Genomic DNA, 24499 nt, shown 5'->3' with positions numbered 1-24499 from the left:
CTGCCCCCCTCGGTCGGTCATGTGCCCACCGTACGGAGGTCGGAGTCTCGCGCGGGAGGGGTTGACCCGCAACCCCATGTGACCTTCGGCCCGCCGCGGCGCGCCCGGGGCCGCGATGATTCGGGCATGGCGGACGCAGTGAAGGACCCGAATCCACCCGAGCCGAACCATGAGCCCGAACCCGGGCCTCCCGGCATCGTCGTCGGCGTCGACGGCTCCGAGTCGTCGGTGTCGGCGCTGCGTTACGCCGCCGACCTGGCCCCCAAGCTGGGACTCCGCGTGCGCGCCCTCGCGGTGTGGAACTACCCGGTGTACTTCTACGGCGGGTACTACCCGCAGTTGGACTGGACGCCCGAGGACGACGCCGATCGCATCGTCGCCAGGGCCACCGAGGAGGTGTTCGGCACCGAGGTGCCGGAATGGTTCGCGACCCGTACCCGCCAGGGCCGCCCGGCCGAGTCGCTCATCGAGGAATCGGGGCACGCCGAGATGATCGTCGTGGGCAGCCGCGGTCACGGCGGCTTCGCCGGCCTGCTCCTGGGATCGGTCAGTGCCGCGGTCGCCGAGCACGCGCGCTGCCCGGTGCTGGTCGTACACGGGCGCTGATCCGATGGCCGCACACCTCCAGTTCCTCGGAGCCGCCGATACCGTCACGGGCTCGAAGTTCCTCGTCGACACCGGTGACTCCCGGGTGCTCGTGGACTGCGGGCTCTTCCAGGGCTTCAAGGTGCTACGCGAGCGCAACCGAGCACCGTTCCCGGTACCGCCCGAGTCCATCGACGCGGTGGTGCTGACCCATGCGCACCTCGACCACACGGGCTACCTCCCCGCGCTCGTGCGCGACGGGTTCCGGGGGCCCGTGTACGCGACGCCCGGCACCGCCGAACTGTGCGGGGTGCTCCTCCCCGACAGCGGGTACCTCCTCGAGGAGGAGGCCAGGCACGCGGCATCCGGCGGCTGGTCCTCGCACCGCCATCCGACTCCGCTCTACACGGCAGCGGATGCCGCGCGGTCGCTCGAGCGGTTCGTCCCCGTCGACTTCGACGCCACCCACCGCGTCGGGCGCGACCTCGAGTTCACCCACGTGCCCGCCGGCCACATCCTGGGGGCCGCGGGCGTCCGAGTGCGGGTCGGCGGTCGCGTCGTGCACTTCACGGGCGACCTCGGCCGGCCGAACGACCCGCTCCTGCACCCGCCGCGTCCGCTCGAGCCGGCCTCCGTGCTCGTCACCGAGTCGACGTACGGCGACCGCCTGCATCCCAAGGACGACGTGGAGGAGGTGCTCGGCGACGTCGTGCGCCGGGTCGCGAAGCAGGGCGGGGTCGTGCTCATCCCGGCGTTCGCCGTCGCGCGCACCGAGACCGTGCTCCTGCACCTCTCCCGCCTCCGCGACCGCGGCGAGATCCCCGACATCCCGATCTACCTGAACAGCCCGATGGCGGTCGACGCGGCCGCGATCTACCGGCGCCACCCCGAGGAGCACCGGCTCGACCCCGACGAGATCGCCCGCATGTACGGTCTCGCGAGGCCCGTGCACACGGTCGACGACTCGAAGCTGCTGAACCTGCGGGGCGGCCCGATGATCATCATCTCGGCGAGCGGCATGCTGACCGGCGGCCGCATCCTGCACCACCTCGTCGCCTATGGGTCCGACCGTCGCAATGCGATCGTGCTCACGGGCTACCAGGCGGGCGGCACGCGCGGCTCCGCGCTGCTCGGCGGGGCGAGTTCGCTGCGCATCTTCGGCGAGGACGTGCCGATCCGCGCCGAGGTCGTCGCGATCGACGGCATGTCCTCGCACGCCGACGCCGACGAGCTCATGGCATGGATGCGCGCGGTCGACGAGCCGCCCGACATGGTCTACGTGACGCACGGCGAGGCCGTCGCGTCCGACACCCTTCGCGCCCGCATCAAGCGGGAGCTGCACTGGCCGGTGCGCGTGCCCGAGCACCTGGAACGCGTCAGGATGGACGCACCCGAACGACAGGAGATCGCATCATGACCGATCACGTGATCCTCGCCCTCGACGGCGGCGCCGCCAACGCGGTCGCCGAACGGTGGGTGGCCGAACGCTGCCGGCATTTCGACGTCGACGTCGAGGTGACGACCGTGCTCGAGCACGTACCACTCGCGGCGGGCTACCCCGACGTCGAGCGCGATCGGCGCCGGGAGCGGCTCGATCGCGTCGCCGAACGGCTGCGCGAGCGGCTGCCGGACGCCTCGGTGCACGTCGAGCTGCGCCAGGGCGACATCGTCGACGAGCTCCTCGACGCGTCGAAGGCGGCGAACCTGCTCGTGATCGGCATGACCTACGTCGACGCCATCGACGAACTCGCGCACCTGCCCCTCGGGCTGCGCCTCGCGGGCCGCACGGGCGGCGTGCTCGTCGTCGTGCCGACCGCCTGGTCGGGCGGCGGCAGCGGTGTGGTCGTCGGATGGGATCCGGATGCCGCGAGCGACGCCGCCATGGCGTTCGCCGCCCGGGAGGCGCGGCACGCGGCATCCGCGTTGACCATCGTGCACGCGGGCGGCGGCGCGCCCCCGCGCGAACTCGAGGTGGCGGCCGAGCGGATCCGCGCGAGCCATCCCGAGACCCCGGTGAACGTGGTGCCCAACGAACGCTCGGCGGCCGACGCCATCCTCGAGGCCGCGCGCGACGCGGCCCTCGTCGTGGTCGGGTCGCACGGCCGCGGTCCGCTGGAGGACCTGCTCATCGGTTCGGTCAGCGAGCACGTGCTGGCCCGGTCGTCGGTGCCGGTCGCCGTCGCGCCCGTGCCCGCCGAGCCGATCGAGGTGTCGCCGGGCCTCGAGGACGAGGACCTCATCTGAGGCGACGGCCTCGGGGAGACGGGACTGACCGACCTCGACGAGACGGGTCAGTCCCGGGCGAGACGGGTCACTCCCGGGTGAGACGGGTCACTCCCGGGGGCCGACGATCATGAGCGGCGCGGGGAGCGACACGAGCAGCTCGTGGCTCACCGAGCCGAGCAGGAACCTCGCGAGGGTTCCGCGCCCGTGGCTGCCGACGACCAGCAGCGCCGCGCCGTCCGCGACGCGTTGCAGCGCCTCGGCGGCGGGTCCGGGCTCGAGCCGTCCGGTCGGCCGGGTGTGCAGGCGTCGGGCGAACTCGACGGCTTCCTCGAGGACCCCTCGATGCATGTCCTCGAGCGCGTCGATGTCGGCCAGGTACTCGGGGTAGGCGGTGTTCCAGCCCGGCGGGATGCTCCACGCGTGCACGACCTCGAGCTCCGCGCCGAGGCGCTGGGCTTCGGCGGCGGCCGTCTCCAGCGCCGCCATCGACGCGGGCGAGCCGTCGACGCCGACGACCACCGCGGGTCGCGTGTCGGTCGCCGGACGCGATGGGATGACCGCCACGATTCCCCCTCCGTGACGGCCGGCCAATCGGGACCCGGTGGTCCAACGGGAGCCGCGATGCGTCGCCGGCGCTCCCACGACCACGAGGGTGTCGGCGCCGAACTCCTCGGCGAGCACCGTGCTCGGCGACCCGTGCTCGGTCTCGGTCGTGATGTTCAGGTCGGGTCGCTCGGCGCGCAGCTTTTCAGCGACGTCCATGAGTCGCACCCGCTCGTCCGACAGCTCGCCGCCCGCCCGCAGGTACTCGCTCGCCGTGGGCGTGCCGCCGATCGCGTGCACGATCTTCAGCGGCGTCCCGACCCCGCGGGCGACCGCCCATTCGAGCGCGGCCTCGGACTCCGGCGTGCCGTCCCAGCCGACGACGATGCGAGTGAACATGACGGCAGGCTGCCCCAGCCGTCGCGGCCGCCGTGGGGTCGAAGGTCACATGGGTTTCGCCCGGCGGGTGCCGGACGCGGGACCTTCGGCCCGCCCGCGGCTGCCGCCGGCTCCTACCGTCGAAGCACATCGAATGACGATCATTCATGAAAGGAGCCGACCATGGCTGGATCACTCAGCCGTTTCGACCCGTTCGCCGAACTCTCGGCGCTGCAGAAGCAGCTCTTCTCCGACGGACTGTTCGGGCAGGCACGCCGGCAGATGCCGATCACCGACATCTACACGCAGGACGACTCGAAGCTCACCGTCGAAGCGCACCTGCCCGGCTTCTCGCAGGACGACATCGAGATCAACGTCGACGAGGGTGCGCTGGTCGTGCGCGCCGAGCGGCACGAGAAGGAAGAGGACAAGGGCAAGAAGTACGTCGTGCGCGAGTCGAGCTCGAGCTACTACCGGCGCATCCAGCTTCCCGAGCAGGCCGATCAGGACGCCGTCAGCGCCTCCTTCGAGGAGGGCGTGCTGCACGTCACGGTGCCGTTCAAGGAGCTGCCGAGCCCGCGCAAGGTCGAGATCAAGCGCGGCGGCGACGCGACGTCGTGACGATCGGCGCCGCGACGTCGTGACGATCGGGGCCGGGCCGGGGCGGGGGCGGCCCGGCCGAGGGACCTTCGGACTTGCCGACGGATGCCGCGGGCGACCAGACTCGATGCATGAACGATGACGCCGTCAACAACCGCCCGCCGACCCGAGCGCTCACCGAAGAGGAGTGCTGGCAGCGGATCGACGACGCACCCTACGGGCGCGTCGCCGCGGCCGCGGCGGGTCAGGTCGACATCTTCCCGGTGAACCACGCCGTCGACTCGCACGGCGCCGACGCGCGCACGATCGTGTTCCGAACCTCGCCGGGCACCAAGCTCCTCGAGCTCACGATCCACGAGACCGTCGCGTTCGAGGTCGACGGCTTCACCGACGCCGACGCCTTCAGCGTGGTCGTCAAGGGCACGGCCGAGGAGTTCGACCGCCGCGGCGAGGTCGACGCCGCCGAGAAGCTCGGCATCGCCCCGTGGGCGCCCGAGGAGAAGACCCGGTGGGTGCGGATCACCCCCACCGAAGTGAGCGGCCGCATGTTCCAGCGACGGCAGGTCGCTCCGGCGGGCTGACCGGGCGAACCGGCTGAGTGATGCCACGGGCCGGCCCCGTGGCATCCCTCATCTCGGCTGGTCGCGGTGCTCGAGCTGGTAGACGGCCGCCTGCGTGCGACGTTCGAAGCCGAGCTTGCGCAGGAGTCCCGAGACGTAGTTCTTCACGGTCTTCTCGGCGAGGTCGAGCTGCTCGCCGATCTGCCGGTTGGTGAGCCCCTCGGCGATGAGGGCGAGCACCTGCCGTTCGCGCAGGTTGAGGGAGCCGAAGCGGGGATCCTCGCGGTCTTCGGACGCGGCCCTCGTCGCCACCTGCCTCGTGACCCCCGCATGCAGCAGGTTTCGCCCGGCCGCGGCTGCGCGAACGTGGTCGACGAGCTTCGAGCCGTTGATGTTCTTCAGCACGTACCCCGACGCGCCCGCGAGCACCGCGCTCATCGCGGCCTCGTCGTCGTCGTACGCCGTGAGGATCAGGCATCGGATCTCGGGATGCCTCGACCGGATCTCGCGGCACAGCGCGATGCCGTCGCCGTCGGGCAGGAGCATGTCGAGCAGCGCGACGTCGGGCAGGGTGGCATCGATGCGGGGGAGGGCGTGTGCGACGTCGCCGGCCTCGCCGACCACCTCGAGGTCGCCCTCGCGATGCAGCAGCTCGGCGACGCCCCGCCGCACGATCTCGTGATCGTCCACGAGGAACACGCGCGTCATGCGTCTTCTCCTTCGCCTCGTTCCGCGGGCACGGTCCAGCGCACCGTCGTGCGACCGGGCTCGGAATCGATGCGCAGCCGGCCGCCGCGGCGTTCGGCGCGTGCTGCCAGGTTCGCGAGACCGCTGCGCCGCCCCGTGTCGGTGATGCCCGAGCCGTCGTCGTCGACGGCGACGCGGACGGCGCTGTCGTTCGCGACGATCGAGAGACGCACGGTCGAGGCCGAGGCGTGTCGCACGGCGTTGGCGAGCAGTTCGCGCGACACGGCCGCCACGTCTTCGGCGACCTCGCCCGTGACGACGAGATCGACGGGGCCGCTGAAGCTCACCGCGACCGGCTGGGGCAGTGACGCCGAGGACTCGGCCGCGATGTCGAGGAGGCGGCGACGCAGGGAGCTGTCGGCCGTGGGTCGGGGCGACATCGCGAAGATGATCGTGCGGATCTGCGCGATGGTGTCGTCGAGGGTCGCGACCGCCGACTCGAGGCGACGGGCGAGCTCGGAGTCGGGGGTCGTGCCCGCGACGGCCTGGAGCTCGAGACCGGTGCCGAACAGTTGCTGGATCACGTGGTCGTGCAGATCGCGTGCGATCCGGGAGCGGTCGTCGGCGAGCAGGGCGCGCTGGCGTTCCTCGCGGGCGCGCGCCAGCTCGATCGCGAGTCCCACGCGGCTCGCGAGGTCGTCGGCGATGTCGAGCTCGGCCGGCGTGAAGTGCCCCCTGCCCGGCGCCCGGCTCACGGACACCACGGCCCACACCGAGGACGGATTCTTCAGGGCCACGAACATCGTCGGACCGGCGTCCTCGCCGTCGACGAGGGCCAGGGCATCGGCGGTCTCACCGGCCCGTCCACCGGGTCGTGCACGCGACTCGCCGCTCTCGAACACCACCGCGGCGGCGGTGCGCATCGACGGGATGACCGCCCCGGCGAGGGCCTCGGCACCGGTGCCGCGCGCTTCGGCGACGCGGACGGTGAGCGGGTCGACGCCGGGGACGACGATGCAGATGCGATCGGCCGCGGTGCGCGCGATGAGCTCGTCGGCGAGCATCGGCACCGCGGCGTCGCTCGCGGTGCCGAGGAGCGCCGAGGCGATCTGCGCCGACGAGGCGGTCCAGGACTGCCGCATGCGCGACTCGTCGAACAGCCTGGCGTTCGCGATCGCGAAGCCCGCGGTCGCCGCGAGGGCGGTGACCATGTCCTCGTCCTGATGGGAGAACTCGCCGGCGCGCGGATTCGAGAGGTAGAGGTTGCCGAAGACCTCGTCGCGCACGCGGATGGGCACGCCGAGGAACGCGTCCATCGCCGGATGCCCCTCGGGGAAGCCGACCGACCGCGGGTCGTCGGAGATGTGCCGCAACCGGATGGGACGCGGGTCGTCGATGAGGGCGCCGAGCACGCCGTGGCCCTGGGGGAGATGCCCGATCCGCGCGACCGCAGCGGGAGCCATGCCCACGTGGATGAATTCCTCGAGTCCACCCTCGGGCGCCACGACCCCCAGCGCACCGTACTGCGCGTCGACGAGCTCGACCGCGGCACGCACGATGCGCTCGAGCACCATCGGCAGCTCGATGGGTTCGACGACGGCCTGGGTCGCGTGCAGCAGCGCACGCAGGCGACCCTGCGTGGCGATCACGTCGTCGGCTCGGTCGACGAGGTCGTGCAGGGCCCGATCCAGCTCCGACCGCGGCTGATCGGAAGGCTGCGGCATCCGCTCCGGCACGGCACCCCCTCCGTATCGCGGGTTGTCGGCAGGCTATCACCGGTTCCGCGGTGCGCGCACGAGGCGGAGCGGGGGCCAACGGCGACCGGACGGGGCATCCGGGGGACCAATGGCCCGAGACGCGACCGACGATCGGGTGATGCTGGGACGAAGCGATCGGAATCGTCGCGGCAGCGCCCTCGCCGCGTCCGGGTCGCAGGAAGACGGTGCAGCATGGAAAGGTCGATCCTCGTCGGCATCGATGGTTCGATCGCGAGCCGGGCGGCGGTGTCGTGGGCGATCGAACGGGCAAAGGGCATCGGGGCTGATGTCACGCTGCTGTTCGTCGTCGACGACGAGTGGGGCACCATCAGCGACCGTGACCTGACGGAGCTGCGCAATTCGGCCGAGCAGACCGCCGCGCGCGAGCTCGAGTTCGCACGCGAGCAGGCCGGCGGCGTCACCGTGAGCGCTCGCGTGGCCGTGGGCGCGCCCATGCTGGTGCTGGCCTCCGAGGCGGCCGCGTTCGAGTCGGTCGCGATCGGCACGCACAAGGTCGGGTCCTTCCACGGCCACGCACTAGGCTCCCGGGGGCTGCAGCTCGCGGCCATGGCGCCCGTGCCGACGACGATCGTTCCCGTCTCGGCGTCGCCGGGTCGGAGCGGCGTGGCCGTCGGCGTCGGCGACGAGCCCGGTTGGATCGACCCGGTGCGGTTCGCCGCGCACGAGGCCGTGCGGCTCGGCGAGCGACTCATGCTCATCCGGTCGGGCGGGCCGGACGCGACCGACGACGAGCGGGCCCTCGGCCTCGTGCGGGAGCTTCCCGAGACCAGCGAGCTCGCGGCGGGCATCGTGGTGCGCCGGTCCACGTCGTCGCCCGGCGAGGCGCTCGCCGCGGTGTCGCGCCGCGCCGTGGTCACCGTGAGCGGCCGGCCGACCGCACCCGATGCGCAGGGCTTCCGGCCGCTCGGGCGCACGAACAACGACCTGCTCATGAACGCCGGCGGACCGGTGATGATCGTCCCGTTCCGCGCCGCGGCGCCCGTCAGCGCCTGACGCGTCGCCGTTCCAGCAGGAGGGCCGCGGCGCCGGCCGCGCCGCCCCACGCCGCGAGCACGGCCAAGTCGAGCCACGGCACCGTCGCGACATCCGGATCCCAGGCGTCGGTGAGCCCGTGCTGGAGGTGCACGAGGGGGAATACGGCCCCCACCGGTTCCATCCACTCGGGCGACTCCACGAGGAAGACCTCGGAGAAGAACGCGAGCACGAACAGCAGGATGAGCGCCACGGATCCCACCGCGCGTGCGCTCGGCAGGGCTGCCGCGAGCAGGTGGCCGCATGCCACGAGCGAGGCGACGCCGACGGTCGTGACCACGAGCCCGACGGCGATACCGCCGAGCGTCACCGGGGTGCCGTAGGCGGAGACCATGACGGCGAGCAGAGCTGCCGTGACGAGGACGCCCAGCACCACCGTGGCCACGCTCCGGCCGGCGATGAGCTCGCCCACGCTCGACGGGGTGCCGTCGAGTCGCTTCAGCATCCCGCGCTCCCGGGACCTCGCGAACGACTCGGCCGTGTTCATGAAGGAGACGACGGCGATGCCCCACGTCGCCATGCTCGCGGCCGTGAAGGTCGCGACGGGGATGCCGTCGGCCCGCATGACGTCGCCCTGCAGCGTCACGAGCAGGAGGAAGAGGCCGAGCGGCACCGCGATCGCGAAGAACAGATCGCCCGGGCGGCGCGCCGCCACCCGCAGCGCCGCCGCCGACTGGGCTCCGACGCGGGAGAGCACGGTCGACGGCCTGCGGCGGGTCGTCGAGGGGGCCGCGGTCGTGGGCGCGAGGCGCCCGGTCTCCGCAGCGGCCATGCCCGCGGAGGGCGCACGGCGGATCGTCGGCTGCCACCGGAACGCCACCATCGCGACGACCGCGCCCACCACGCCCCATGCGGCGATGACGGCGAGCTGCGGGAGCGCCCACTGCGGCTCCTCGTTGGACGGGTCGAACTGGTCCTGCATCGCGGTCAGGAACGGCTTCAGCGGCAGGGCGCTCGCCAGCGCGTCCAGCCATGCCGGCAGTGCACCGCCGATGACGAACACCCCCGAGATGAACGCGAGCGTGACAGCGGTCGCGATCGAGACCGTCTCGGCGATGCGCGCCGAGGGGGCCACCGACGCCACGGCGATGCCGAGGGCGCAGAAGGAGGCGAGCGCGACGAGCACGGTCACGATGAACGGCCAGACGGATGCCGCGGGCAGCCGCACGTCGTAGGCGAGCCAGGCGACGAACACGGTCGCGCCCACCGACGCGGCGCCGAAGCCCGCGGCCGCGAGCACCTGCCCCGCGACGTACGCCCAGCTCGGCATCGGGGTCGTGCGCAGCCGCTTCAGCACGAGGCGGTCCTTCGCCTCCCCGACGGCCACGGCGACGGAGGGCATGGTCGCGAAGAAGGCGCCCATCGCGATGGCGCTGGGTGCGGCGAGCTGCATGACCCGCAGTCCCGTCGACTCGTCGATCACGGCGTTGCCGGCGACGAGCCCGATGAGCACGAGCCAGGCGAGCGGCATGCCGAAGCTGAAGATGAGGACGATGAGCGACCGCCACAGCGACACGGCGGCGTGCTGGAACTGGGCGCCGAGTTGCGCGACCCAGCCTCCGCCGGAAGCGGTCGAGGCGCCGGCGGTGCTCACGGTGCCGATCCCATGTTCGCCTGCGGGGGCTCGCCCACGAGGTCGAGGTAGGCGTCTTCGAGGCTCGGTCGCCGTACCTCGAGGGCGGGCAGCTCCGTGCCGCGGTCGATCGCCCATCCGGTCAGGGCGTGCACCACGGCCGACGGATGCTCCGTCGCGAGCCGCCATCCCGCGCCGTCGGCCACGGGACGGGCGCCGAGGCCCGGGAGCTCGTCGACCGTGGTCGCGGGCGGCAGCCGGAACGAGACCGTCGCACCGGTCCGGCCGGCGGCGAGCTCGGCGGGTGGTCCGACGGCCACGAGGCGCCCGGCGACGATGACGGCGACGCGGTCGGCCAGGTGCTCGGCCTCGTCGAGGTAGTGGGTGGTGAGCAGGATCGTGGTGCCCCGGGCCTTGAGCTGCTCGATGACGGACCAGGCCTGGCGCCGGGCGGCGGGGTCGAACCCCACGGTCGGCTCGTCGAGGAACAGCACGTCGGGGTCGCCGATCAGTCCGAGTGCGAGATCGAGCCGGCGGCGCTGGCCGCCCGAGAGGGTCTTCACCTTCGCCGAGTGCTTCTCGTCGAGTCCCACCAGGTCGATGACCTCGTCGACGTCGAGCGGATGTGCGTAGAACGCGTGGAAGTAGCGCACGAGTTCGCGCACCGTGAACTCGTCGTCGAACCCGGCCTCCTGCAGCACCACGCTGATGCGTTCGCGGAAGGCGCGTTCTCGACGCCGGGGGTCGAACCCGAGCACCGAGATCGTGCCGCCGTCGGGCCGGCGATGGCCCTCCAGCATCTCGACCGTCGTCGTCTTGCCGGCGCCGTTCGGCCCGAGCAGGGAGAACACCTCGCCCTGGCCGATGCTCATCGAGATCCCGTCGACCACCGCCACTCCGCCGTAGGTCTTCGTGAGCCCCTGCACCTCGATCGCGTCCATACCGCCTCCCGCCGTGAGGCTATGGGCCGGGCGGCGGCCGCCGTGGGACCTTGGGCCCGCCTGCATGTCGGGACCGCATCGCCGTTCGGCTCCGTCGTGCTGCCGCATGTCGTGCTCGCGCTCGTGCTGGGCGGCATCCACGTGCTCGCGTTCGCGTTGCTCTCGCGACGGATGCCGCGGGCACTGTTCTGGGCCGCGGCGGCCGGGTTCGCGCTGCTCATCTGGATCTTCGTGCAGATGATCTTCGTCCCGTTCAGCGTGCTTCAGGCCGTGTACTTCGTGCTCGGCCTCGCGGAGCTCGGCCTGGTGCTGCCGCTGCTCGGCCTGTTCGATCGGCGGTCGTAGCGCCCTTCGACGCGGCGTCGGTGACGCCGCGCCCCCCGATCAGGTGACGGGCGCCCCCTTCGCCCGGTATGGTGCTGGATCATGGGGGCAACCGAGACCGAAGTCATCGTCGAGAAGCCGAAGCAGTTCTCCATGCACGGGGCGCCCGCGAAGGTGCTGTGGTGGGGAATCGTGGTCGCTCTGGTCGGGGCGGCGCTCGTCGTTCTCGTTCCCATGTTCCTCGATCAGCTCGGTCTCGGCTCGACGGAGCAGGGGCAGACCATCCGCGTCGCGCTCGAGCTGTCCCTGCGAGTGATCCGCGAGGTCCTCGTTCCGCTCGGCGCCGCCCTGATCGCGGCGGGAATCGTGATGGCGTTCATCCAGGCCCAGTACCCGCGTCGGGAGTCGGTGCGCCACAACTGGAAGTGACGATCGCGCTGTCAGGCGCGTGGGGCACACTGGAGCGGTGATCGCCGAGCATGCCCTGACGTGGAGCCCGCGGCATCCGACCGATCTGCACCAGACGATCGGGTCGCTGCGGCGGGGGCCCGGTGATCCCACGTACCGCCTCGACGCGGCGGGCGCGGTCTGGCGCACGACCCGCACGTCCGGAGGGGCCGCGACCCTCCGGTACACCCAGCCGGCACCCGACGAGCTTCGCTGCGAGGGCTGGGGCCCGGGCGCCGGCGTCGCGGTCGCCTCGGGCCCTGAGCTCCTCGGCGATCGCGACGATCCGACCGACTTCGAGCCCGGCATCAGGCTGCTCGACGACGCGCACCGACGGCACCCCGGGCTCCGCATTCCGCGCACCGGGCGGGTGTTCGAGGCGCTGGTGCCCGCGATCCTCGAGCAGAAGGTCATCACGCTGCAGGCGCACGACTCCTGGCGCCGGCTCGTGCAGCGATTCGGCGAGCCGGCGCCCGGGCCGACGCCGCGGCGGATGATGGTGGCCCCGACGGCCGAGGCGTGGGCGTCGATCCCCGTGTGGGAATGGCACACGGCCGGCGTGGATCCGCGGCGGGCGCGCACGATCGTGAACGCGGCGCGGTACGCGGCCCGCCTCGAGGAGGCGGTCGGCATGAGCCCGGCGGATGCCGCGGCCCGACTCACCCTGCTGCCGGGCATCGGCGCCTGGACCGCCGCGGAGGTGGCCCAACGCGCCCTCGGCGACGCGGACGCACTCTCGGTGGGCGACTACCACCTGTCGAACTATGTCGGCCACGCCCTGTGGGGCCGCGACATGACCGATGCCGAGATGGTCGAGGCGATGACGCCGTGGGCGGGTCATCGGTACCGGGTCGTGCGACTGCTCGGCGCCGCCGGGGTGCGCGGGCGTCCGCGGCGCGGGCCGCGCATGCCGTTCGTGGATCATCGCGCGATCTGAGCGGAGCGGCGCTCGGCCCTGGCCGCTCCGCCCCAGTGCTCAGCCGTTGCCGCTCAGCCCTTGCGCCGAGGTGAAGATCCCGTCGGGATCCCACTCGGCCTTCACGGCTCGGAGCCGGCCGAGGTTCTCTGCGAAGTACTGTTCGGGCCAGTCCTCGACCGCCAGGTTGGGGAAGTTCTGGTAACTCTCTCTGGGGGTGTGCGGATCGAGCACGTCGATGACGGCGCTCGTCCATGCCTCGAGGTCGGCGACGAGCGCGGCATCCGTGAGGTTCGCCCACACCGGCGTCGGGCGGAGCAACTCGGTCATGCCCCGGTGCACGTATGCGGTCTCGGTGCGGCCGACCGAGTCCATCACGGCGCCGCCGACCCAGCCGATCATCCAGAACTGCACGTTCGTGGTCGGAGTGCGGCTCGGGGCATCCGCCGTCAGTTCGACGACGTGCTGCAGTGCCGCCTCGGGGAGCGGTGCGTCGGCGTAGCGGGAGATGTCGCCCCACGAGTGGTTCTCGGACTCGGGGTTGGTGAATCGTGGTGCAACCTCCCAGAACGGTTCCACTCGGATGTCGCGGCTGAGCGGCGGCGGCGTGGCCTCGAGGAGCGGTGCGATGATCGCCAGGAAGTCGTCTTCGCCGCCGAGGTACTGGCCGCGCACGAAGACGTCCATCGCGGCATCCGGCCCGTCGTCGTCGACCGGGGTGGCCTGGATGCCGGCCGACGCGACGAACTCGGGCGGCGCGGTCTGGTGGATGCGGTCGAGTGCCACGAGCATCGCGAGCGCGGCATCCGCGCCCGTCCAGGCGAAGCGGTAGTAGACGATCTCGCCGCGCGGGACGGGCACGGCATCGAACCGGAACTCGGTGCAGACGCCGAACGTGCCGCCCGTGCCGCCGCGGAGCGCCCAGAACAGGTCGGGGTGCTCGTCGGCGCTGGCGATGACGACGTCGCCGTTCGCGGTGACGACCCGCGCCGAGTGCAGGTGGTCGCTCGTGAGCCCGGCCCAGCGGGAGTGGTAGCCGATGCCGCCGCCGAGCACGAGACCGCCGACGCCGACGCTGAGGCACGTGCCGCCGGGCAGGAGCCACGATCCGTCGCGCGTCGCGTCGAGCACGTCGGCGTTCGTCGCGGCCCCGCCGACCGTCATGCGTCCGTCGGGTCCCACGCGGACCGACGACAGCCGTGACAGGTCGAGGACGAGGCCGGTCGTCGTCGACAGCCCCGCGTAGTTGTGGCCGCCCCCGCGTACCGCGATCGGAAGTCCGTGCTCGCGGCACCACGCGAGGCAGGTCGCGACGTCGGCGTCGCCGGCGACACGCACCACCAGTTGTGGCACGGCATCGGCGAATCGGCCGTTCCGAGGCATCCAAGCGTTCGTGAATCCGGAGTCGCCCGGCACGAGCACGGTGCCTTCGACGCGGCGGCGCAGCGCCTCGATCGCCGAGGCCTCGAGCCGCACCCAGTCGCCGTCGGGGGTGCACGCCGCGAGTCCGACGCCGGCCGCAGCGAGCGCTCCGGCGAAGAGGAAGGTGCGGCGGTCGATCGTCGACACATGGCCGACGCTATCGCCGGTGAGTCGCATGCGCCAGACCGCGACCGGGGGGTCGGTTCCCGGCGCCGGCGCCGGCTACATGCGGGCGAGCTCGTAGACGACCACGCTCGTGATCATCGGATTGGTGTTGGCGAGCTCGATCGCGTGGTCCATGCTGTCGGCGTTCACGATCGAGTAGCCGGTGAACGACTCCAGTCCGGGCTCGATGGCGGTCACGCCGTCGCGTGAGACCTCCGCTCCACGGCTCATCGGCTTCCCGCTGTCGACCATGCGGTCGCCGACGCCGGCGAACCAGTCCATCCAGGCCTTCCCGATCTCGGGCGTGGGGGTGACATAGCCCTTGTAGAGGAACATGTACGTGTTCATCGCTCTCGCTCCTTCGGATCTGCGGTAGTGGTCGGGGCATCGCCCGTGGTCGTTCCGGTGCGGTCGGCGCGCTCGATGGCGGCGATGTAGTTCTCCAGGGTCTCCTCGTCGGTGCCCCAGTAGGCGTGGTACCGGCTGGTCCACTCGTGCAGGTGGCGCAGAGGGTCGCGCCGGAGTGCGAGGAAGTTGACCCGGCCGTGCTTCCTGCGTTGGACGAGGCCGGACTCCTCGAGCACGGTGATGTGCCGGTTGATCGCGGGCAACGACATGCCGACATGGTCGGCGAGCTGCCCGATCGAAGCGGGCCGAGCCGCGAGCAGGTCGACCATGCGCCGCCGGGCGGGGTTGCCCAACGCCGTGAATACGGCGTCGAGGCTGTCACGGTCGGGTTCTCGATAGTTCACAATGTCGTTAACTGTAGGTGCGAGGCGGCAGGTGTCAAGTGCCGGGCGCACGTGACGCCATCTCGGGCGCGAATCGCCTGACGGCCCGACCGTTTCGTTTCACATGTCGGTGCCGCGGTGCCGGGGTGCCGCGGTGCCGCGGTGCCGAAGTGCCGGGGTGCCGGGGTGCCGCGGTGCCGCGGTGCCGAAGTGCCGGGGTGCCGGGGTGCCGGGGTGCCGGGGTGCCGGGGTGCCACGGTGCCGAAGTGCCGGGTGCCACGGTGCCGGGGTGCCGGGGTGCCGCGGTGCCGCGGTGCCGAAGTGCCGGGGTGCCGGGGTGCCGGGGTGCCGCGGTGCCGCGGTGCCGAAGTGCCGGGGTGCCACGGTGCCGAAGTGCCGGGGTTGCGGGCATCTCGGAACGAGGAACCGTCGCCGAAAGCTCAGCTGAGCAGCGCGTCGAGCCTCGGATGCAGGTGCCTCGTCGTGAGCACGGAAGCCGCGTGTCGCGCTCCGGCCTGCAGCGCCTCCGGCAACGGCGAACCCGCGAGCGTCGCGTCGAGCACGCCCGCCATGAACGCGTCGCCCGCACCGTTGGTGTCGAGCACCTCGACCGGCGCCGCCGCAACGGCATGGCGGGTCATCCGTTCGTCGACGGCGATCGCACCCTCGGCCCCGAGCGTGCAGACCACGAGCGACGCCCCGCCCTCGATGCATCGCTCCATGAACGGCAGCGGGTCGTCGCCGATGCGGTCGGCGTTCATGAAGATCGCGTCGGCCGCCTCGATGAAGGGGCGGTGGAAGTCCGCCGAACCGTCGTAATCGTGGATGTCGGTCCAGATCGGGCGGCCGGTCGCGCGCGCCAGCGGGATCAGGCCGAGCGACAGCGGGGCGAGGTCGAGCACGATGGCCGAGGCATCCGTCATCGCCGCGACCGCCGCAGGGTCTGGGCCGCCGCGGCGGTCGTCTGGGGTCGCGAGGTACAGCGAGACGCGCTCGCCGTCGCGGGTCATGAGGTTGAGGTGGCGTTCGGTCGTGCCGCCGTGACCCGCGATGACGTCGACGCCCGCCGCGGCGAGGAGGTTCCGCACACGCTCGCCCTCGGCGTCGCCGCCGAGGAGCACGTGCAGGGCGACATCCCGACCGAGTCCGGCGAGCGAGAGCGCCTTGCCGGCCGACGTGCCGCCCACGGTCTCCCAGTCGCCCAGCGCGAATTGCATGTGCGGAACGGGCTCGGGAAGCCGGTCGAGCTCGACGATGTGGTTCCAGGAGGCGGGTCCGGCGATGAAGACGTGGTCGGTCACCAGATCATTCTGTCGCCTGCTCCACCTCCAGCTCGACGGTGGGGCTGAGCTGCTCGCCGAGCCGCACGGCGACGTGGTGCGCGCCGGGCGCCAGGGCGGCGACGCCCACCTCACGGGTCAGCGTCGCGGTTCGGCCCGGCGGCAGTTCCACCAGCTCAGGCTCGATCGGGCCGTTCAGGGCGAGGCGCCAACTCGGGTCCGGTCGTCCGTCGACCAGCAGCTCGGAGGCGAACACGCCCGGCGCGAGCGCCGCCGCCCCGGTGTTGGTGAGCTCCAACGTCACCTCGAGCAACGTGCGTCGCGCCGTTGCGCCGGCGACGGTGACCTGAAGGCCGAGCTCGAGCCCACCCGATTCGCTCACGTGACCGCTCCCGCCTTCGTGCGGGTGATGTTCGCACCCTGCTTGCTCACCGTGGTCGTGCCCGAGGAGTCCACCAGGAAGAACTGGAGCGTGGTGACGAACGGCGTGCCGCCGCTGCCGCTCCCGAGGATCCTGAACCGGTTGGGGATCGACCAGAACCACCCGCCGCCGAAGAACATCGGCGGTGGGAAGAACCGCCGGAAGGGCGGTGCCAGTGGGAAGCCGCTGCCGCAGTGGTCGTGCAGGAAGTGATTGTCGGGCCGGAGGGTGACGAACGCGGGGTTGGGGTGGTGGTTGAGATCCATGGCCGCGCCGTTGCCGAACGCGAAGTATCCATGCACCGCGCTCGGCGGCCCGGGGTCCTCCAGCCACTGCACTCGGGAGAAGCTGACGTCGGTGTGACCGAAGTCGACGTCGGTCAGCATGTCGGCGCCGGCCTGGCCGGCCGGGATCGGATTCACGACCGCCCGGCGCATCCTGATCGAATCGGGCGGCACCACCTGGAACGTGGTGACCGTGGGCGGGCCGCCGGCCGGCGTGGCGGTGACGGCGACGGAGCCGGTCTCCGGCGCGATCCACCGCGTGGCCGGGCCGCTGGCCACCGAGAGGGTTCCGGCCGCGGCCGTCCACGTCACGGCCGCCGACGCGGTGAGGTCGACGAATTCGCCGGGCCCGACCCGCTGCCTCGTGTTGGCGCCGCCGTCGGGTGCCGCGGCGACCGTCGCGGTCGTGACGGTCGGTGGTGGAGGAGTGGGTCCGCCGCCGCCGCCTCCTCCGCCGCCGGGGATGCGACGGTCGAACTCGCCCATCGTGATCGGTCCGACGATCCCGTCGTCCTTCACCCCGGCCGAGCGCTGGAAGTCCTTGATGCGGGACATGGTCTCGGCGCGGAACTTCCCGTCGACCCCGAACTTGGGCAGGGTCAGGCCGATGTCGACCATGGCCTGCTGCAGCTTGGTGACCGACGGACCGTCGGATCCGAATCGGACGGTCCGCTCGTTGTCGAAGCATCCCTCCAGCACGCGGTCGCCGGCGAATCGGGGATTGGCCAGGTCGTGCCCGTCGCCGATCGTGCGCTGGATCGTCGGCGCCTCGCCCCGGCGCTCGGTCTCGCCGACGCCGACCGGCCGCGGCGGATCGGCGGCCACCGCATCGGCCTGCTCGTCCGCCGGCACCGTGCGGCCGGCCGGGTGGGACTCGGCGAGGTAGGCGGACACAGCCGCATTGCCGGCAAGTCGCTGCAGCCGCAGCATCCCGGAAGCGGCGGACGTTCCGCTCGACGCCGACGACGGCGCGGGAACCCTGGCGGCGCGCGCCCGCGCGGGAGCCGCTGTCATCGTCCCGCGCGACGGAAGTCGCTCGGCGATCATCGTCATCTCGGCCCCCCTGCAGCCGGCCTCATTCCAGTGTCGCACCGTGACCGGCGGGCACGGGCTGCCCGATCGGGCAGACTCGACGCGAGCGGCCGCTACTCCAGCCACTCCGTGACGAACGTCGGGTTCGCGTGGATGTTCGTCGACACGAACGGCTCGGGCCCCACCACCTCGAACTTGTGCGGCGTGAAGGCCGGCACCACGAGGACCTGACCGCCGGATGCCTCGAGCCGTTCGTCGCCGACGGTGAACACCGCGCGGCCGCGTCGCACCACGAACGTCTCGGTGTACGGATGCCGGTGGAGCCGCGGTCCCGCGCCAGCCCGCGACTGGTACACCAGGATCACCGAGACCTGCGAGCCGATCGGCTCGCCCTCGATGGACTCGTTCCAGTCCACGTCGTCGGTCGCGGCATCCGCTCGCCCGTGCATGAGCACCATGAAATCCCTCCCGTCGTCCTGCCGGATGCGCGACACGATACGCCGATGCCGCGCGCCGTCGTAGTGTCGAGCCCATGACCCTCGGCGTGCGACGAATCTCGGCCTGGCTGATCGACTGGGCGTGCATCCTCGGTTGGGTGGCGCTCACGGCGGCGATCGGGGTTCCGCTGTATCTGGCCGGGGTGACCTCGCCGATGGGCGTCGGCACCCTGAACGTGATCAGCGCCCTGGTGGTCGTGGTGCCGGTGGTCGTCGGTGCGGCCTGGTTCGAGTCGCGACCGCGCTCGGCGACGCCCGGCAAGCGGGTGCTGGGACTCGAGGTGCGCACGGATGCCGGGCGCCCACGGTTTCCGCTCGCGCTGCTGCGGAACGCGCTGAAGATCGGGGTGCCGTGGCTCATCGGCCACGCCGCCGTCTTCGCCATCACGACGAGCAGCGCCGACGGCGGTTCGGTTGCGGTCGGAGTCTGGGTGCTCGTGGCCGCTGCCTACGTCATCCCGATCGTCTGGATCGTGTCGCTGTTCGTCGCCGGTGGACGCACGCCCTACGACCGGTTGAGCGGCACGACCGTCGAGCGTCACGAGGAGCCGCCTGTGCAATAATCTGCGTATGAATGCAGATATGCATGGAGACCTGACGCCCGAGAGCCAGTACGTGGAGCTTGCGGTCGAGGTGTTCTCGATGCTCGCGGATTCGACGAGGGTGCGCATCATCCTCGCCCTGCGTGATGACGAGCTCTCGGTGAACCACCTGGCGGGTCTCGTGCACAAGTCCCCGGCTGCGGTGTCGCAGCACCTGGCGAAGTTGCGCCTGGCGCGCATCGTCGCCACCCGCCAGGAGGGGACGAGGGTGTTCTACCGTCTCGCGAACGAGCACGCCCGCCAACTCGTGACGGACGCGATCTTCCAGGCGCAGCACGCGCTGGATGCCCATCCGGCGCATCACCGGGGCCGGGATTCCATGACGGACACCATGACGGACCCCATCAGGGGCGCCGGCGGTGCGTGAGGTCCTCCGGAACCGGTCGTACGCGAAGCTGTTCGCCGCGCAGGTCGTGGCGCTGCTCGGCACGGGGTTGCTGACCGTCGCGCTCGGGTTGCTGGCGTTCGATCTCGCCGGCGGCGACGCGGGGCTGGTGCTCGGTACGGCCCTCACGATCAAGATGCTCGCCTACGTGGGGGTGGCCCCCGTCATCGCGGCGGTGACCGGCCGCGTTCCCCGCAAGCTCCTCCTGGTCTCGTCGGACGCACTGCGCGCGGCGGTGGCGATCAGCTTGCCGTTCGTCACCGAGGCGTGGCAGATCTACCTGCTGATCTTCGCGTTGCAGGCGGCGTCGGCGACGTTCACTCCGGCGTTCCAGGCCGTGATCCCCGAGGTGCTGCCGGACGAACGGCAGTACACCAGGGCGCTGTCGCTGTCGAGACTCGCGTACGACCTCGAGTCACTGGTCAGCCCGGCGATCGCCGCGGCGCTGCTCACCGTGATCGGCTACCACGACCTGTTCGTGGGCACCTTCGTCGGATTCGTCGGGTCTGCTCTGCTGGTGCTCTCGACCGCGTTCCCGAAGATGGTGATCGCCCCACCGGCGCCGTTCGTCGAACGGCTCACCCGGGGCGCGCGAGTGTTCCTGCGGACGCCGGAGTTGCGCAGCCTGCTGGCATTGAACCTGGTCGTCGCGACGTCGACCGCGATGGTCGTCGTGAACACGGTGGTGCTGGTGCAGGGCGAACTCGGCCGCCCGCAGGCGGATGTCGCGCTGCTGCTGGCCGCGTACGGTGCCGGGTCGATGCTCGTCGCGCTGGTCCTGCCGAAGCTGCTGGACCGGTGGCCGGACCGGCCATTCATGCTCGCCGGTGCGTCGGTGCTGCCGGTCGGGCTCGTGGCTTCGGGGCTGCTGATCGCGCAGCCGCCCCTTCCCGCCACGTGGCCGGGGTTCCTGGCGCTCTGGTTCCTGCTCGGGGCGGCGACCTCGCTGATCCTGACCCCCTCGGCACGGCTGCTTCGACGCTCCTCCGATGCGCCCGACCGGCCGGCGGTGTTCGCGGCGCAGTTCTCGCTCTCGCACGCGTGCTTCATCGTCACGTACCCGGCCGCCGGAACGCTCGGCGCCCTGCTCGGCCTCCCGGCCGCGGCGACGATCCTCGCCGCGGTCGGCCTGCTCGCCGCGGTGGTCGCCCGCTTCGCATGGCGGACCCGGGTGTCGAGCCCTGATCCGGTCGCGAGCGCCCGGAACTGACACCATGGTGCTATGTCCCCGACCGCGCTCGGCCCGGAGCACAACCGATGAACGAGTTCTGGATCAACATCGTCCTCGTCGCGCTGTTCATCGTGATCGGCGGCGTGTTCGCCGCGACGGAACTCGCCCTCGTCTCCCTCCGCGAGAGCCAGCTCACCGAACTCGAACGACGTAGCGTTCGCGGCGCGAAGGTCGCCGCTCTCGCACGGGACCCGAACACGTTCCTCGCCGCGGTGCAGATCGGCGTCACGGTATCGGGATTCCTCTCGGCGGCCTACGGCGCCACCACGCTGGCCCCCTACCTCTCTCGCGGGCTGCAATCGCTCGGCCTCGACGAGCCCGTCGCGGCCACCATCGCGGTCATCACCATGACGCTCCTGGTCGCCTACGCCTCGCTCGTCTTCGGCGAAATCGCGCCCAAGCGACTGGCGCTCCAACGGGCGGAGGCCTTCGCGCTGGTCGTCGCACCGCCGCTCGCGGCCTTCTCCCGACTCCTTCGACCGGTCATCTGGTTGCTCGGAAAATCCACCGACCTGGTGGTCCGCCTGCTCGGCGGCGACCCCGCACGCCGCGGCGAGACGATGAGCGAAGAGGAACTCCGCGCCCTCGTCGAGTCCCACGAAGCTCTCGGCGACGAGGAACGCGAGATCGTCAGCGACGTCATGCACGCCGCCGACCGCACCGTCGTGGAGGTGATGCGACCGCGCGGCGACATCGTCAGCCTCCGTGCCGACATGACCGTGGCCGAAGCACACGCGTTCGTACGATCCCAGCCGTTCTCCCGCTACCCCGTCATCCACGAAAGCGCCGACGACATCGAGGGTTTCGTCCATGTCCGCGATCTCGCATGGGAAGACGACGTTCGCCGCCTCGTGCACGAGCTGCAGCGACCGATCGCGCTGGTGCCCGGATCGGCGCGGATACTGCCGACGCTCGCATCGATGCGCGGCCGCGGCGCCCACGTCGCGCTCGTCGTCGACGAGTACGGCGGCACGGACGGCCTCGTCACGCTCGAGGACCTCGTCGAGGAACTCATCGGCGAGGTGTACGACGAATACGACCCCGCCGATCGGTTCCTCGCTCGGGCGGCTCGAGTGTCGAGTCCGACGACGATCCCCGGCGACACGACGATCGAGCGCTTCACGGAACTGACCGGCATCGAGATCGAAGACGGTCCCTACGAGACCGTCGCAGGGTACGTCAACGCCCGCCTCGGGCGGCTCGCCGCCGAGGGCGACGCCATCGGCGTCGGCGACGCACACCTGACCGTGCGACTCGTGCGTCGACGACGCATCCTCGAGCTTCGAGTGGAGCCCGGGTCGGATGTCGCTCCCGACGCGCACGGGCGACCACCGACCTGAGCGGGCCGCGGCTCGACCCTCCGAACGGCCGCTTGCGACGGGAAGACGGCGACCCGATCGGGCTCCCTCCGCTACGCTGAGCGACACCGCCCATCGCCCAACCCCGCCGCGCGGGCCTCCGCCGCGCTCCCGATCCGAAGGATGAGCCGTGCCCCGTTTCGATCTGCCCGTCGATGAGCTTCGCGTCTACCGGCCCGACGTCGCCGAGCCGGCCGATTTCGATGCGTTCTGGGCCGACACCCTCGCCGAGTCCCGCGCGCTCGCGCAGCCGCCGAAGCTCACCCGGGTGGATTCGCCGATCACGGCGTTCGAGGTCTTCGACGTGTCGTTCAGCGGCTTCGCCGGCGATCCGATCGGTGGCTGGTTCGTCGTGCCGGCCGGCACGGATGGTCCGCTCCCGACGATCGTCGAGTACAACGGCTACGGCGGCGGACGCGGCCTCCCGCACGAGCGACTCGCGTGGGCGGCATCCGGGTACGCGTACTTCTTCATGGACACGCGCGGCCAGGGCGGCGGCTGGGGGACCGGCGGCACGACGCCCGACCCGCACGGCACCGGGCCGTCGGCGCCCGGCTTCATGACGCGCGGCATCGAATCGCCCGCGACGTACTACTACCGACGCGTCTTCACCGACGCGGTGCTCGCGGTCGATGCGGTGCGCACGCTCGAGCGGGTCGACGCCGCCCGCGTCACGGTGTGCGGCGGCAGCCAGGGCGGCGGCATCGCGATCGCCGCGGCGGGGCTCTCGGAGGGGCTCGTGGCGGCGATGCCCGAGGTGCCGTTCCTCTGCCATTTCGAGCGGTCGGTCGGCCTCACCGACAAGTTCCCCTACCAGGAGATCGTCAAGTTCCTGAGCGTGCAGCGGGATGCCGCGACGCGCGTGTTCGAGACGCTCGCGTACTTCGACGGCGTGAACCTCGCCAAGCGGGCCACGGCGCCCGCGTTGTTCTCGGTAGGGCTCCTCGACCCCGTGTGCCCGCCGTCGACGGTGTATGCCGCGCGCAACCACTGGGGCGCGGCATCCGGATCCTCGGCCGCCCCGACCGCCGACATCGTCGAGTACGCGTTCAACGAGCACGAGGGCGGCGCCGCCGCGCACTGGTCGCGGCAGTCGGCCTGGCTCGCCGAGCGCCTCGCCTGAGGCGCCCGGCTCGGCTGAGGTGCTGGGCGCCGCTCAGGCGGGCGGCTCGGGCCTCCGAATGCACGAAACGGCGGATATACGATCCGACACCCCGACCGATCCGGTGGCCGGGCCGGTGCGTCGGATCGTATATCCGCAGGAATGGACCGGAACGGATGTCGCGGCTCCACGCCGGGCTGAGCCGCCGCGCGGCGCTCAGGCGGGCGGCGGGATCTCGCCCGACCCGCGCTGCACGAGACGGGTCGGGATCTCGACGAGGCGCGTGAACCCCGTCGGGTCGTCGAGGCGCTCGAGCGCGAGGCGCGCCGCGGCGCGCCCGAGCTCCATGGTGTCGTAGGCGACCACCGAGATGCCGAGCATGTCGGCGAGCTCGAAGTCGTCGAAGCCGATGAGCGCGACGTCGATGCCGAGCTCGCGGATGACGCGCATCGCGCCCGTGGTCGCGCGGTTGTTGCCGGCGACGATCGCCGTCGGGGGATCATCGCCCTCGAGGAGGGCGCGCACGGCCTCCTCGGCCGAGATCGACGGGTCGTTGTCGAGTCGCTCCCATCGTGCGGTGTCGTCGACCCCGACCTCGCGGAGGGCCTCGCGGTACCCCGCGAGCCGCTCCTGCAGCGTGTACATCTCCGACGGGTTGCTCACGAAGCCGATCCGGCGATGCCCGATCGCGGTGAGCGAGCGGACGGCCTCCGCCATGCCGGAGCGGTTCGCGAGCACCACGGCATCGGCGACGAGGTCGCGGGCCGGGCGATCGACGCTGATCACGGGGGTGCCCAGTTGTCGCTCGCCCTCCAGGTACGACTGGTCGTCGGCGATGGGGATGAGCAGCAGCGCCCGCACGCGCTGCGAGATGAGCGCGTCGACGACCACGGCCTCGCTGTCGGGGGTGTCGTCGGTCGTGGCGAGGATCATCGTGAGCCCGCGTTCGGCCAACTCGCGCTCGATGCCGGCGGCGACGTGGAAGTAGAACGGGTTCTGCAGGTCGCCGATCACGAACGCGACGGTGTTCGTGACGCCGCCGCGACGGAGGCTCCGCGCGAGCGTGTTCGGCCGGAACCGGAGACGCTTGGCGGCGCTCAGCACGCGCTCCCGGGTCTCGGGGGAGACGCTCGCGCCGCCGCCGAACACCCGCGACACCGTCTTCGAGCTCACGCCGGCGAGGCGCCCGACGTCCTCGAGGGTGGCTCTGGTCTGCAGGGTCATCGGCGATCGACTCCTTCGAGCTCGTCCAACGGGGTTGAAATGTCAGCGTAGGACATCTCGCGGACATCAGGATTACAGTGTGGGTGATCTGTCGGGAGATATGCCAGATCAAGCACGAGAAATCGATACCGCGGTCGACGTGGACATGACCGGACAACGTTGACATCCCTCGTTT

Annotated in this window: 27 protein-coding genes; 14 read left to right on the top strand and 13 right to left on the bottom strand. The window is 71.7% G+C overall.

Annotated elements, in window-relative coordinates:
- Positions 1-126 precede the first annotated feature (126 nt).
- The 3 genes from EZM51_RS14995 to EZM51_RS14985 are packed head-to-tail and all read left to right on the top strand — an operon-like array spanning position 127 to position 2829.
- Positions 127-606, top strand: coding sequence for a universal stress protein (locus EZM51_RS14995; protein ID WP_136709123.1), 480 nt, complete (start codon positions 127-129; stop codon positions 604-606).
- A gap of 4 nt (positions 607-610) precedes the next feature.
- Positions 611-2002 carry an MBL fold metallo-hydrolase gene (locus tag EZM51_RS14990; RefSeq protein WP_136709122.1) on the top strand — a complete coding sequence of 464 codons (1392 nt, stop codon included), beginning with the start codon at positions 611-613 and terminating at the stop codon, positions 2000-2002.
- A complete protein-coding gene (locus tag EZM51_RS14985) occupies positions 1999-2829 on the top strand; it encodes a universal stress protein (protein ID WP_136709121.1) in 831 nt (276 codons plus the stop codon). Before EZM51_RS14990 ends, EZM51_RS14985 begins: the two co-directional genes overlap by 4 nt.
- 87 nt (positions 2830-2916) lie before the next feature.
- On the opposite strand, the gene EZM51_RS14980 is transcribed toward EZM51_RS14985, so the two are convergent.
- A complete protein-coding gene (locus tag EZM51_RS14980; RefSeq protein WP_136709120.1) occupies positions 2917-3753 on the bottom strand; it encodes a universal stress protein in 837 nt (278 codons plus the stop codon).
- Positions 3754-3915: 162 nt separating this feature from the next.
- Between EZM51_RS14980 and EZM51_RS14975 the strand changes: the two genes are divergently transcribed.
- Together EZM51_RS14975 and EZM51_RS14970 are read left to right on the top strand one after the other, a co-directional pair.
- Entirely contained in the window at positions 3916-4353 is a 438-nt protein-coding gene (locus tag EZM51_RS14975) for an Hsp20/alpha crystallin family protein (protein WP_136709119.1), read from the top strand.
- 110 nt (positions 4354-4463) lie between these two features.
- A complete protein-coding gene (locus EZM51_RS14970) occupies positions 4464-4913 on the top strand; it encodes a pyridoxamine 5'-phosphate oxidase family protein (RefSeq protein ID WP_136709118.1) in 450 nt (149 codons plus the stop codon).
- A 48-nt stretch (positions 4914-4961) separates the two neighbouring features.
- On the opposite strand, the gene EZM51_RS14965 is transcribed toward EZM51_RS14970, so the two are convergent.
- Positions 4962-5600: a response regulator transcription factor gene (locus tag EZM51_RS14965; protein ID WP_136709117.1), complete on the bottom strand. Its 639-nt coding sequence runs from the start codon at positions 5598-5600 to the stop codon at positions 4962-4964.
- The gene (locus EZM51_RS14960; RefSeq protein ID WP_136709116.1) at positions 5597-7303 is read right to left on the bottom strand and encodes a GAF domain-containing protein; all 1707 of its coding nucleotides are present in this window, start codon (positions 7301-7303) and stop codon (positions 5597-5599) included. The genes EZM51_RS14965 and EZM51_RS14960 overlap by 4 nt, the downstream gene beginning before the upstream one ends.
- Before the next feature lie 225 nt (positions 7304-7528).
- Here EZM51_RS14960 and EZM51_RS14955 point away from each other — a divergent pair, with 225 nt between their 5' ends.
- Positions 7529-8350 (top strand): universal stress protein, encoded by an 822-nt coding sequence (locus EZM51_RS14955; RefSeq protein WP_136709115.1) that lies wholly within the window; start codon positions 7529-7531, stop codon positions 8348-8350.
- Here EZM51_RS14955 and EZM51_RS14950 read toward each other — a convergent pair.
- Positions 8340-9983, bottom strand: coding sequence for an ABC transporter permease (locus EZM51_RS14950; RefSeq protein WP_169053935.1), 1644 nt, complete (start codon positions 9981-9983; stop codon positions 8340-8342). The two genes, EZM51_RS14955 and EZM51_RS14950, sit on opposite strands and share 11 nt — an antisense overlap.
- Positions 9980-10903: an ABC transporter ATP-binding protein gene (locus tag EZM51_RS14945; RefSeq protein ID WP_136709113.1), complete on the bottom strand. Its 924-nt coding sequence runs from the start codon at positions 10901-10903 to the stop codon at positions 9980-9982. The genes EZM51_RS14950 and EZM51_RS14945 overlap by 4 nt, the downstream gene beginning before the upstream one ends.
- A gap of 42 nt (positions 10904-10945) precedes the next feature.
- Between EZM51_RS14945 and EZM51_RS14940 the strand changes: the two genes are divergently transcribed.
- From EZM51_RS14940 to EZM51_RS14930, 3 genes are all read left to right on the top strand, one after another.
- The gene (locus EZM51_RS14940) at positions 10946-11248 is read left to right on the top strand and encodes a hypothetical protein (protein ID WP_136709112.1); all 303 of its coding nucleotides are present in this window, start codon (positions 10946-10948) and stop codon (positions 11246-11248) included.
- An 81-nt stretch (positions 11249-11329) separates the two neighbouring features.
- Positions 11330-11656, top strand: coding sequence for a hypothetical protein (locus tag EZM51_RS14935; RefSeq protein WP_136709111.1), 327 nt, complete (start codon positions 11330-11332; stop codon positions 11654-11656).
- 37 nt (positions 11657-11693) lie between these two features.
- Complete coding sequence (locus tag EZM51_RS14930; protein ID WP_211195934.1) at positions 11694-12611, top strand: DNA-3-methyladenine glycosylase 2 family protein; 918 nt, start codon at positions 11694-11696, stop codon at positions 12609-12611.
- 39 nt (positions 12612-12650) lie between these two features.
- Here the strand turns inward: EZM51_RS14930 and EZM51_RS14925 are convergent, their stop codons facing one another.
- The 7 genes from EZM51_RS14925 to EZM51_RS14895 all read right to left on the bottom strand — a co-directional run bounded on the left by EZM51_RS14925 (position 12651) and on the right by EZM51_RS14895 (position 18383).
- A complete protein-coding gene (locus EZM51_RS14925; RefSeq protein WP_169053934.1) occupies positions 12651-14159 on the bottom strand; it encodes an FAD-binding oxidoreductase in 1509 nt (502 codons plus the stop codon).
- A gap of 75 nt (positions 14160-14234) precedes the next feature.
- Positions 14235-14525: a hypothetical protein gene (locus tag EZM51_RS14920; protein WP_136709109.1), complete on the bottom strand. Its 291-nt coding sequence runs from the start codon at positions 14523-14525 to the stop codon at positions 14235-14237.
- Positions 14522-14929 (bottom strand): metalloregulator ArsR/SmtB family transcription factor, encoded by a 408-nt coding sequence (locus tag EZM51_RS14915; protein ID WP_136709108.1) that lies wholly within the window; start codon positions 14927-14929, stop codon positions 14522-14524. Before EZM51_RS14915 ends, EZM51_RS14920 begins: the two co-directional genes overlap by 4 nt.
- Before the next feature lie 419 nt (positions 14930-15348).
- A complete protein-coding gene (locus EZM51_RS14910) occupies positions 15349-16209 on the bottom strand; it encodes a carbohydrate kinase family protein (protein ID WP_248305679.1) in 861 nt (286 codons plus the stop codon).
- Between the two features lie 4 nt (positions 16210-16213).
- The gene (locus EZM51_RS14905) at positions 16214-16570 is read right to left on the bottom strand and encodes a hypothetical protein (RefSeq protein ID WP_136709107.1); all 357 of its coding nucleotides are present in this window, start codon (positions 16568-16570) and stop codon (positions 16214-16216) included.
- Positions 16567-17787, bottom strand: coding sequence for a peptidoglycan-binding domain-containing protein (locus EZM51_RS14900; RefSeq protein WP_136709106.1), 1221 nt, complete (start codon positions 17785-17787; stop codon positions 16567-16569). Before EZM51_RS14900 ends, EZM51_RS14905 begins: the two co-directional genes overlap by 4 nt.
- A gap of 251 nt (positions 17788-18038) precedes the next feature.
- Positions 18039-18383 (bottom strand): cupin domain-containing protein, encoded by a 345-nt coding sequence (locus tag EZM51_RS14895; RefSeq protein WP_136709105.1) that lies wholly within the window; start codon positions 18381-18383, stop codon positions 18039-18041.
- Between the two features lie 74 nt (positions 18384-18457).
- On the opposite strand from EZM51_RS14895, the gene EZM51_RS14890 reads away from it, so the two are divergent.
- From EZM51_RS14890 to EZM51_RS14870, 5 genes are all read left to right on the top strand, one after another.
- Positions 18458-18985 carry an RDD family protein gene (locus EZM51_RS14890; protein ID WP_136709104.1) on the top strand — a complete coding sequence of 176 codons (528 nt, stop codon included), beginning with the start codon at positions 18458-18460 and terminating at the stop codon, positions 18983-18985.
- Positions 18986-19004: 19 nt separating this feature from the next.
- Positions 19005-19391 carry a metalloregulator ArsR/SmtB family transcription factor gene (locus EZM51_RS14885; RefSeq protein WP_282568147.1) on the top strand — a complete coding sequence of 129 codons (387 nt, stop codon included), beginning with the start codon at positions 19005-19007 and terminating at the stop codon, positions 19389-19391.
- Complete coding sequence (locus tag EZM51_RS14880; protein WP_136709102.1) at positions 19384-20619, top strand: MFS transporter; 1236 nt, start codon at positions 19384-19386, stop codon at positions 20617-20619. Before EZM51_RS14885 ends, EZM51_RS14880 begins: the two co-directional genes overlap by 8 nt.
- Positions 20620-20666: 47 nt before the next feature.
- Entirely contained in the window at positions 20667-21980 is a 1314-nt protein-coding gene (locus EZM51_RS14875; RefSeq protein ID WP_136709101.1) for a hemolysin family protein, read from the top strand.
- Between the two features lie 148 nt (positions 21981-22128).
- The gene (locus tag EZM51_RS14870) at positions 22129-23121 is read left to right on the top strand and encodes an acetylxylan esterase (RefSeq protein WP_136709100.1); all 993 of its coding nucleotides are present in this window, start codon (positions 22129-22131) and stop codon (positions 23119-23121) included.
- Positions 23122-23316: 195 nt separating this feature from the next.
- Here EZM51_RS14870 and EZM51_RS14865 read toward each other — a convergent pair whose 3' ends face one another.
- Positions 23317-24324, bottom strand: coding sequence for a LacI family DNA-binding transcriptional regulator (locus EZM51_RS14865; protein WP_136709099.1), 1008 nt, complete (start codon positions 24322-24324; stop codon positions 23317-23319).
- Between the last annotated feature and the right edge of the window lie 175 nt (positions 24325-24499).

It is taken from the genome of Agromyces sp. H66, assembly GCF_004959775.1.
In the GTDB taxonomy this organism is placed as follows: Bacteria; Actinomycetota; Actinomycetes; order Actinomycetales; family Microbacteriaceae; genus Agromyces.
This window is presented reverse-complemented; position numbering and strand designations above follow the sequence as displayed.

Coding starts and splice junctions, on each gene's coding strand:
- EZM51_RS14995 (WP_136709123.1), top strand. CDS start 127: ATGGCGGACGCAGTGAAGGACCCGAATCCACCCGAGCCGAACCATGAG.
- EZM51_RS14990 (WP_136709122.1), top strand. CDS start 611: ATGGCCGCACACCTCCAGTTCCTCGGAGCCGCCGATACCGTCACGGGC.
- EZM51_RS14985 (WP_136709121.1), top strand. CDS start 1,999: ATGACCGATCACGTGATCCTCGCCCTCGACGGCGGCGCCGCCAACGCG.
- EZM51_RS14980 (WP_136709120.1), bottom strand. CDS start 3,753: ATGTTCACTCGCATCGTCGTCGGCTGGGACGGCACGCCGGAGTCCGAG.
- EZM51_RS14975 (WP_136709119.1), top strand. CDS start 3,916: ATGGCTGGATCACTCAGCCGTTTCGACCCGTTCGCCGAACTCTCGGCG.
- EZM51_RS14970 (WP_136709118.1), top strand. CDS start 4,464: ATGAACGATGACGCCGTCAACAACCGCCCGCCGACCCGAGCGCTCACC.
- EZM51_RS14965 (WP_136709117.1), bottom strand. CDS start 5,600: ATGACGCGCGTGTTCCTCGTGGACGATCACGAGATCGTGCGGCGGGGC.
- EZM51_RS14960 (WP_136709116.1), bottom strand. CDS start 7,303: ATGCCGCAGCCTTCCGATCAGCCGCGGTCGGAGCTGGATCGGGCCCTG.
- EZM51_RS14955 (WP_136709115.1), top strand. CDS start 7,529: ATGGAAAGGTCGATCCTCGTCGGCATCGATGGTTCGATCGCGAGCCGG.
- EZM51_RS14945 (WP_136709113.1), bottom strand. CDS start 10,903: ATGGACGCGATCGAGGTGCAGGGGCTCACGAAGACCTACGGCGGAGTG.
- EZM51_RS14935 (WP_136709111.1), top strand. CDS start 11,330: ATGGGGGCAACCGAGACCGAAGTCATCGTCGAGAAGCCGAAGCAGTTC.
- EZM51_RS14920 (WP_136709109.1), bottom strand. CDS start 14,525: ATGAACACGTACATGTTCCTCTACAAGGGCTATGTCACCCCCACGCCC.
- EZM51_RS14895 (WP_136709105.1), bottom strand. CDS start 18,383: ATGGTGCTCATGCACGGGCGAGCGGATGCCGCGACCGACGACGTGGAC.
- EZM51_RS14890 (WP_136709104.1), top strand. CDS start 18,458: ATGACCCTCGGCGTGCGACGAATCTCGGCCTGGCTGATCGACTGGGCG.
- EZM51_RS14885 (WP_282568147.1), top strand. CDS start 19,005: ATGCATGGAGACCTGACGCCCGAGAGCCAGTACGTGGAGCTTGCGGTC.
- EZM51_RS14875 (WP_136709101.1), top strand. CDS start 20,667: ATGAACGAGTTCTGGATCAACATCGTCCTCGTCGCGCTGTTCATCGTG.
- EZM51_RS14865 (WP_136709099.1), bottom strand. CDS start 24,324: ATGACCCTGCAGACCAGAGCCACCCTCGAGGACGTCGGGCGCCTCGCC.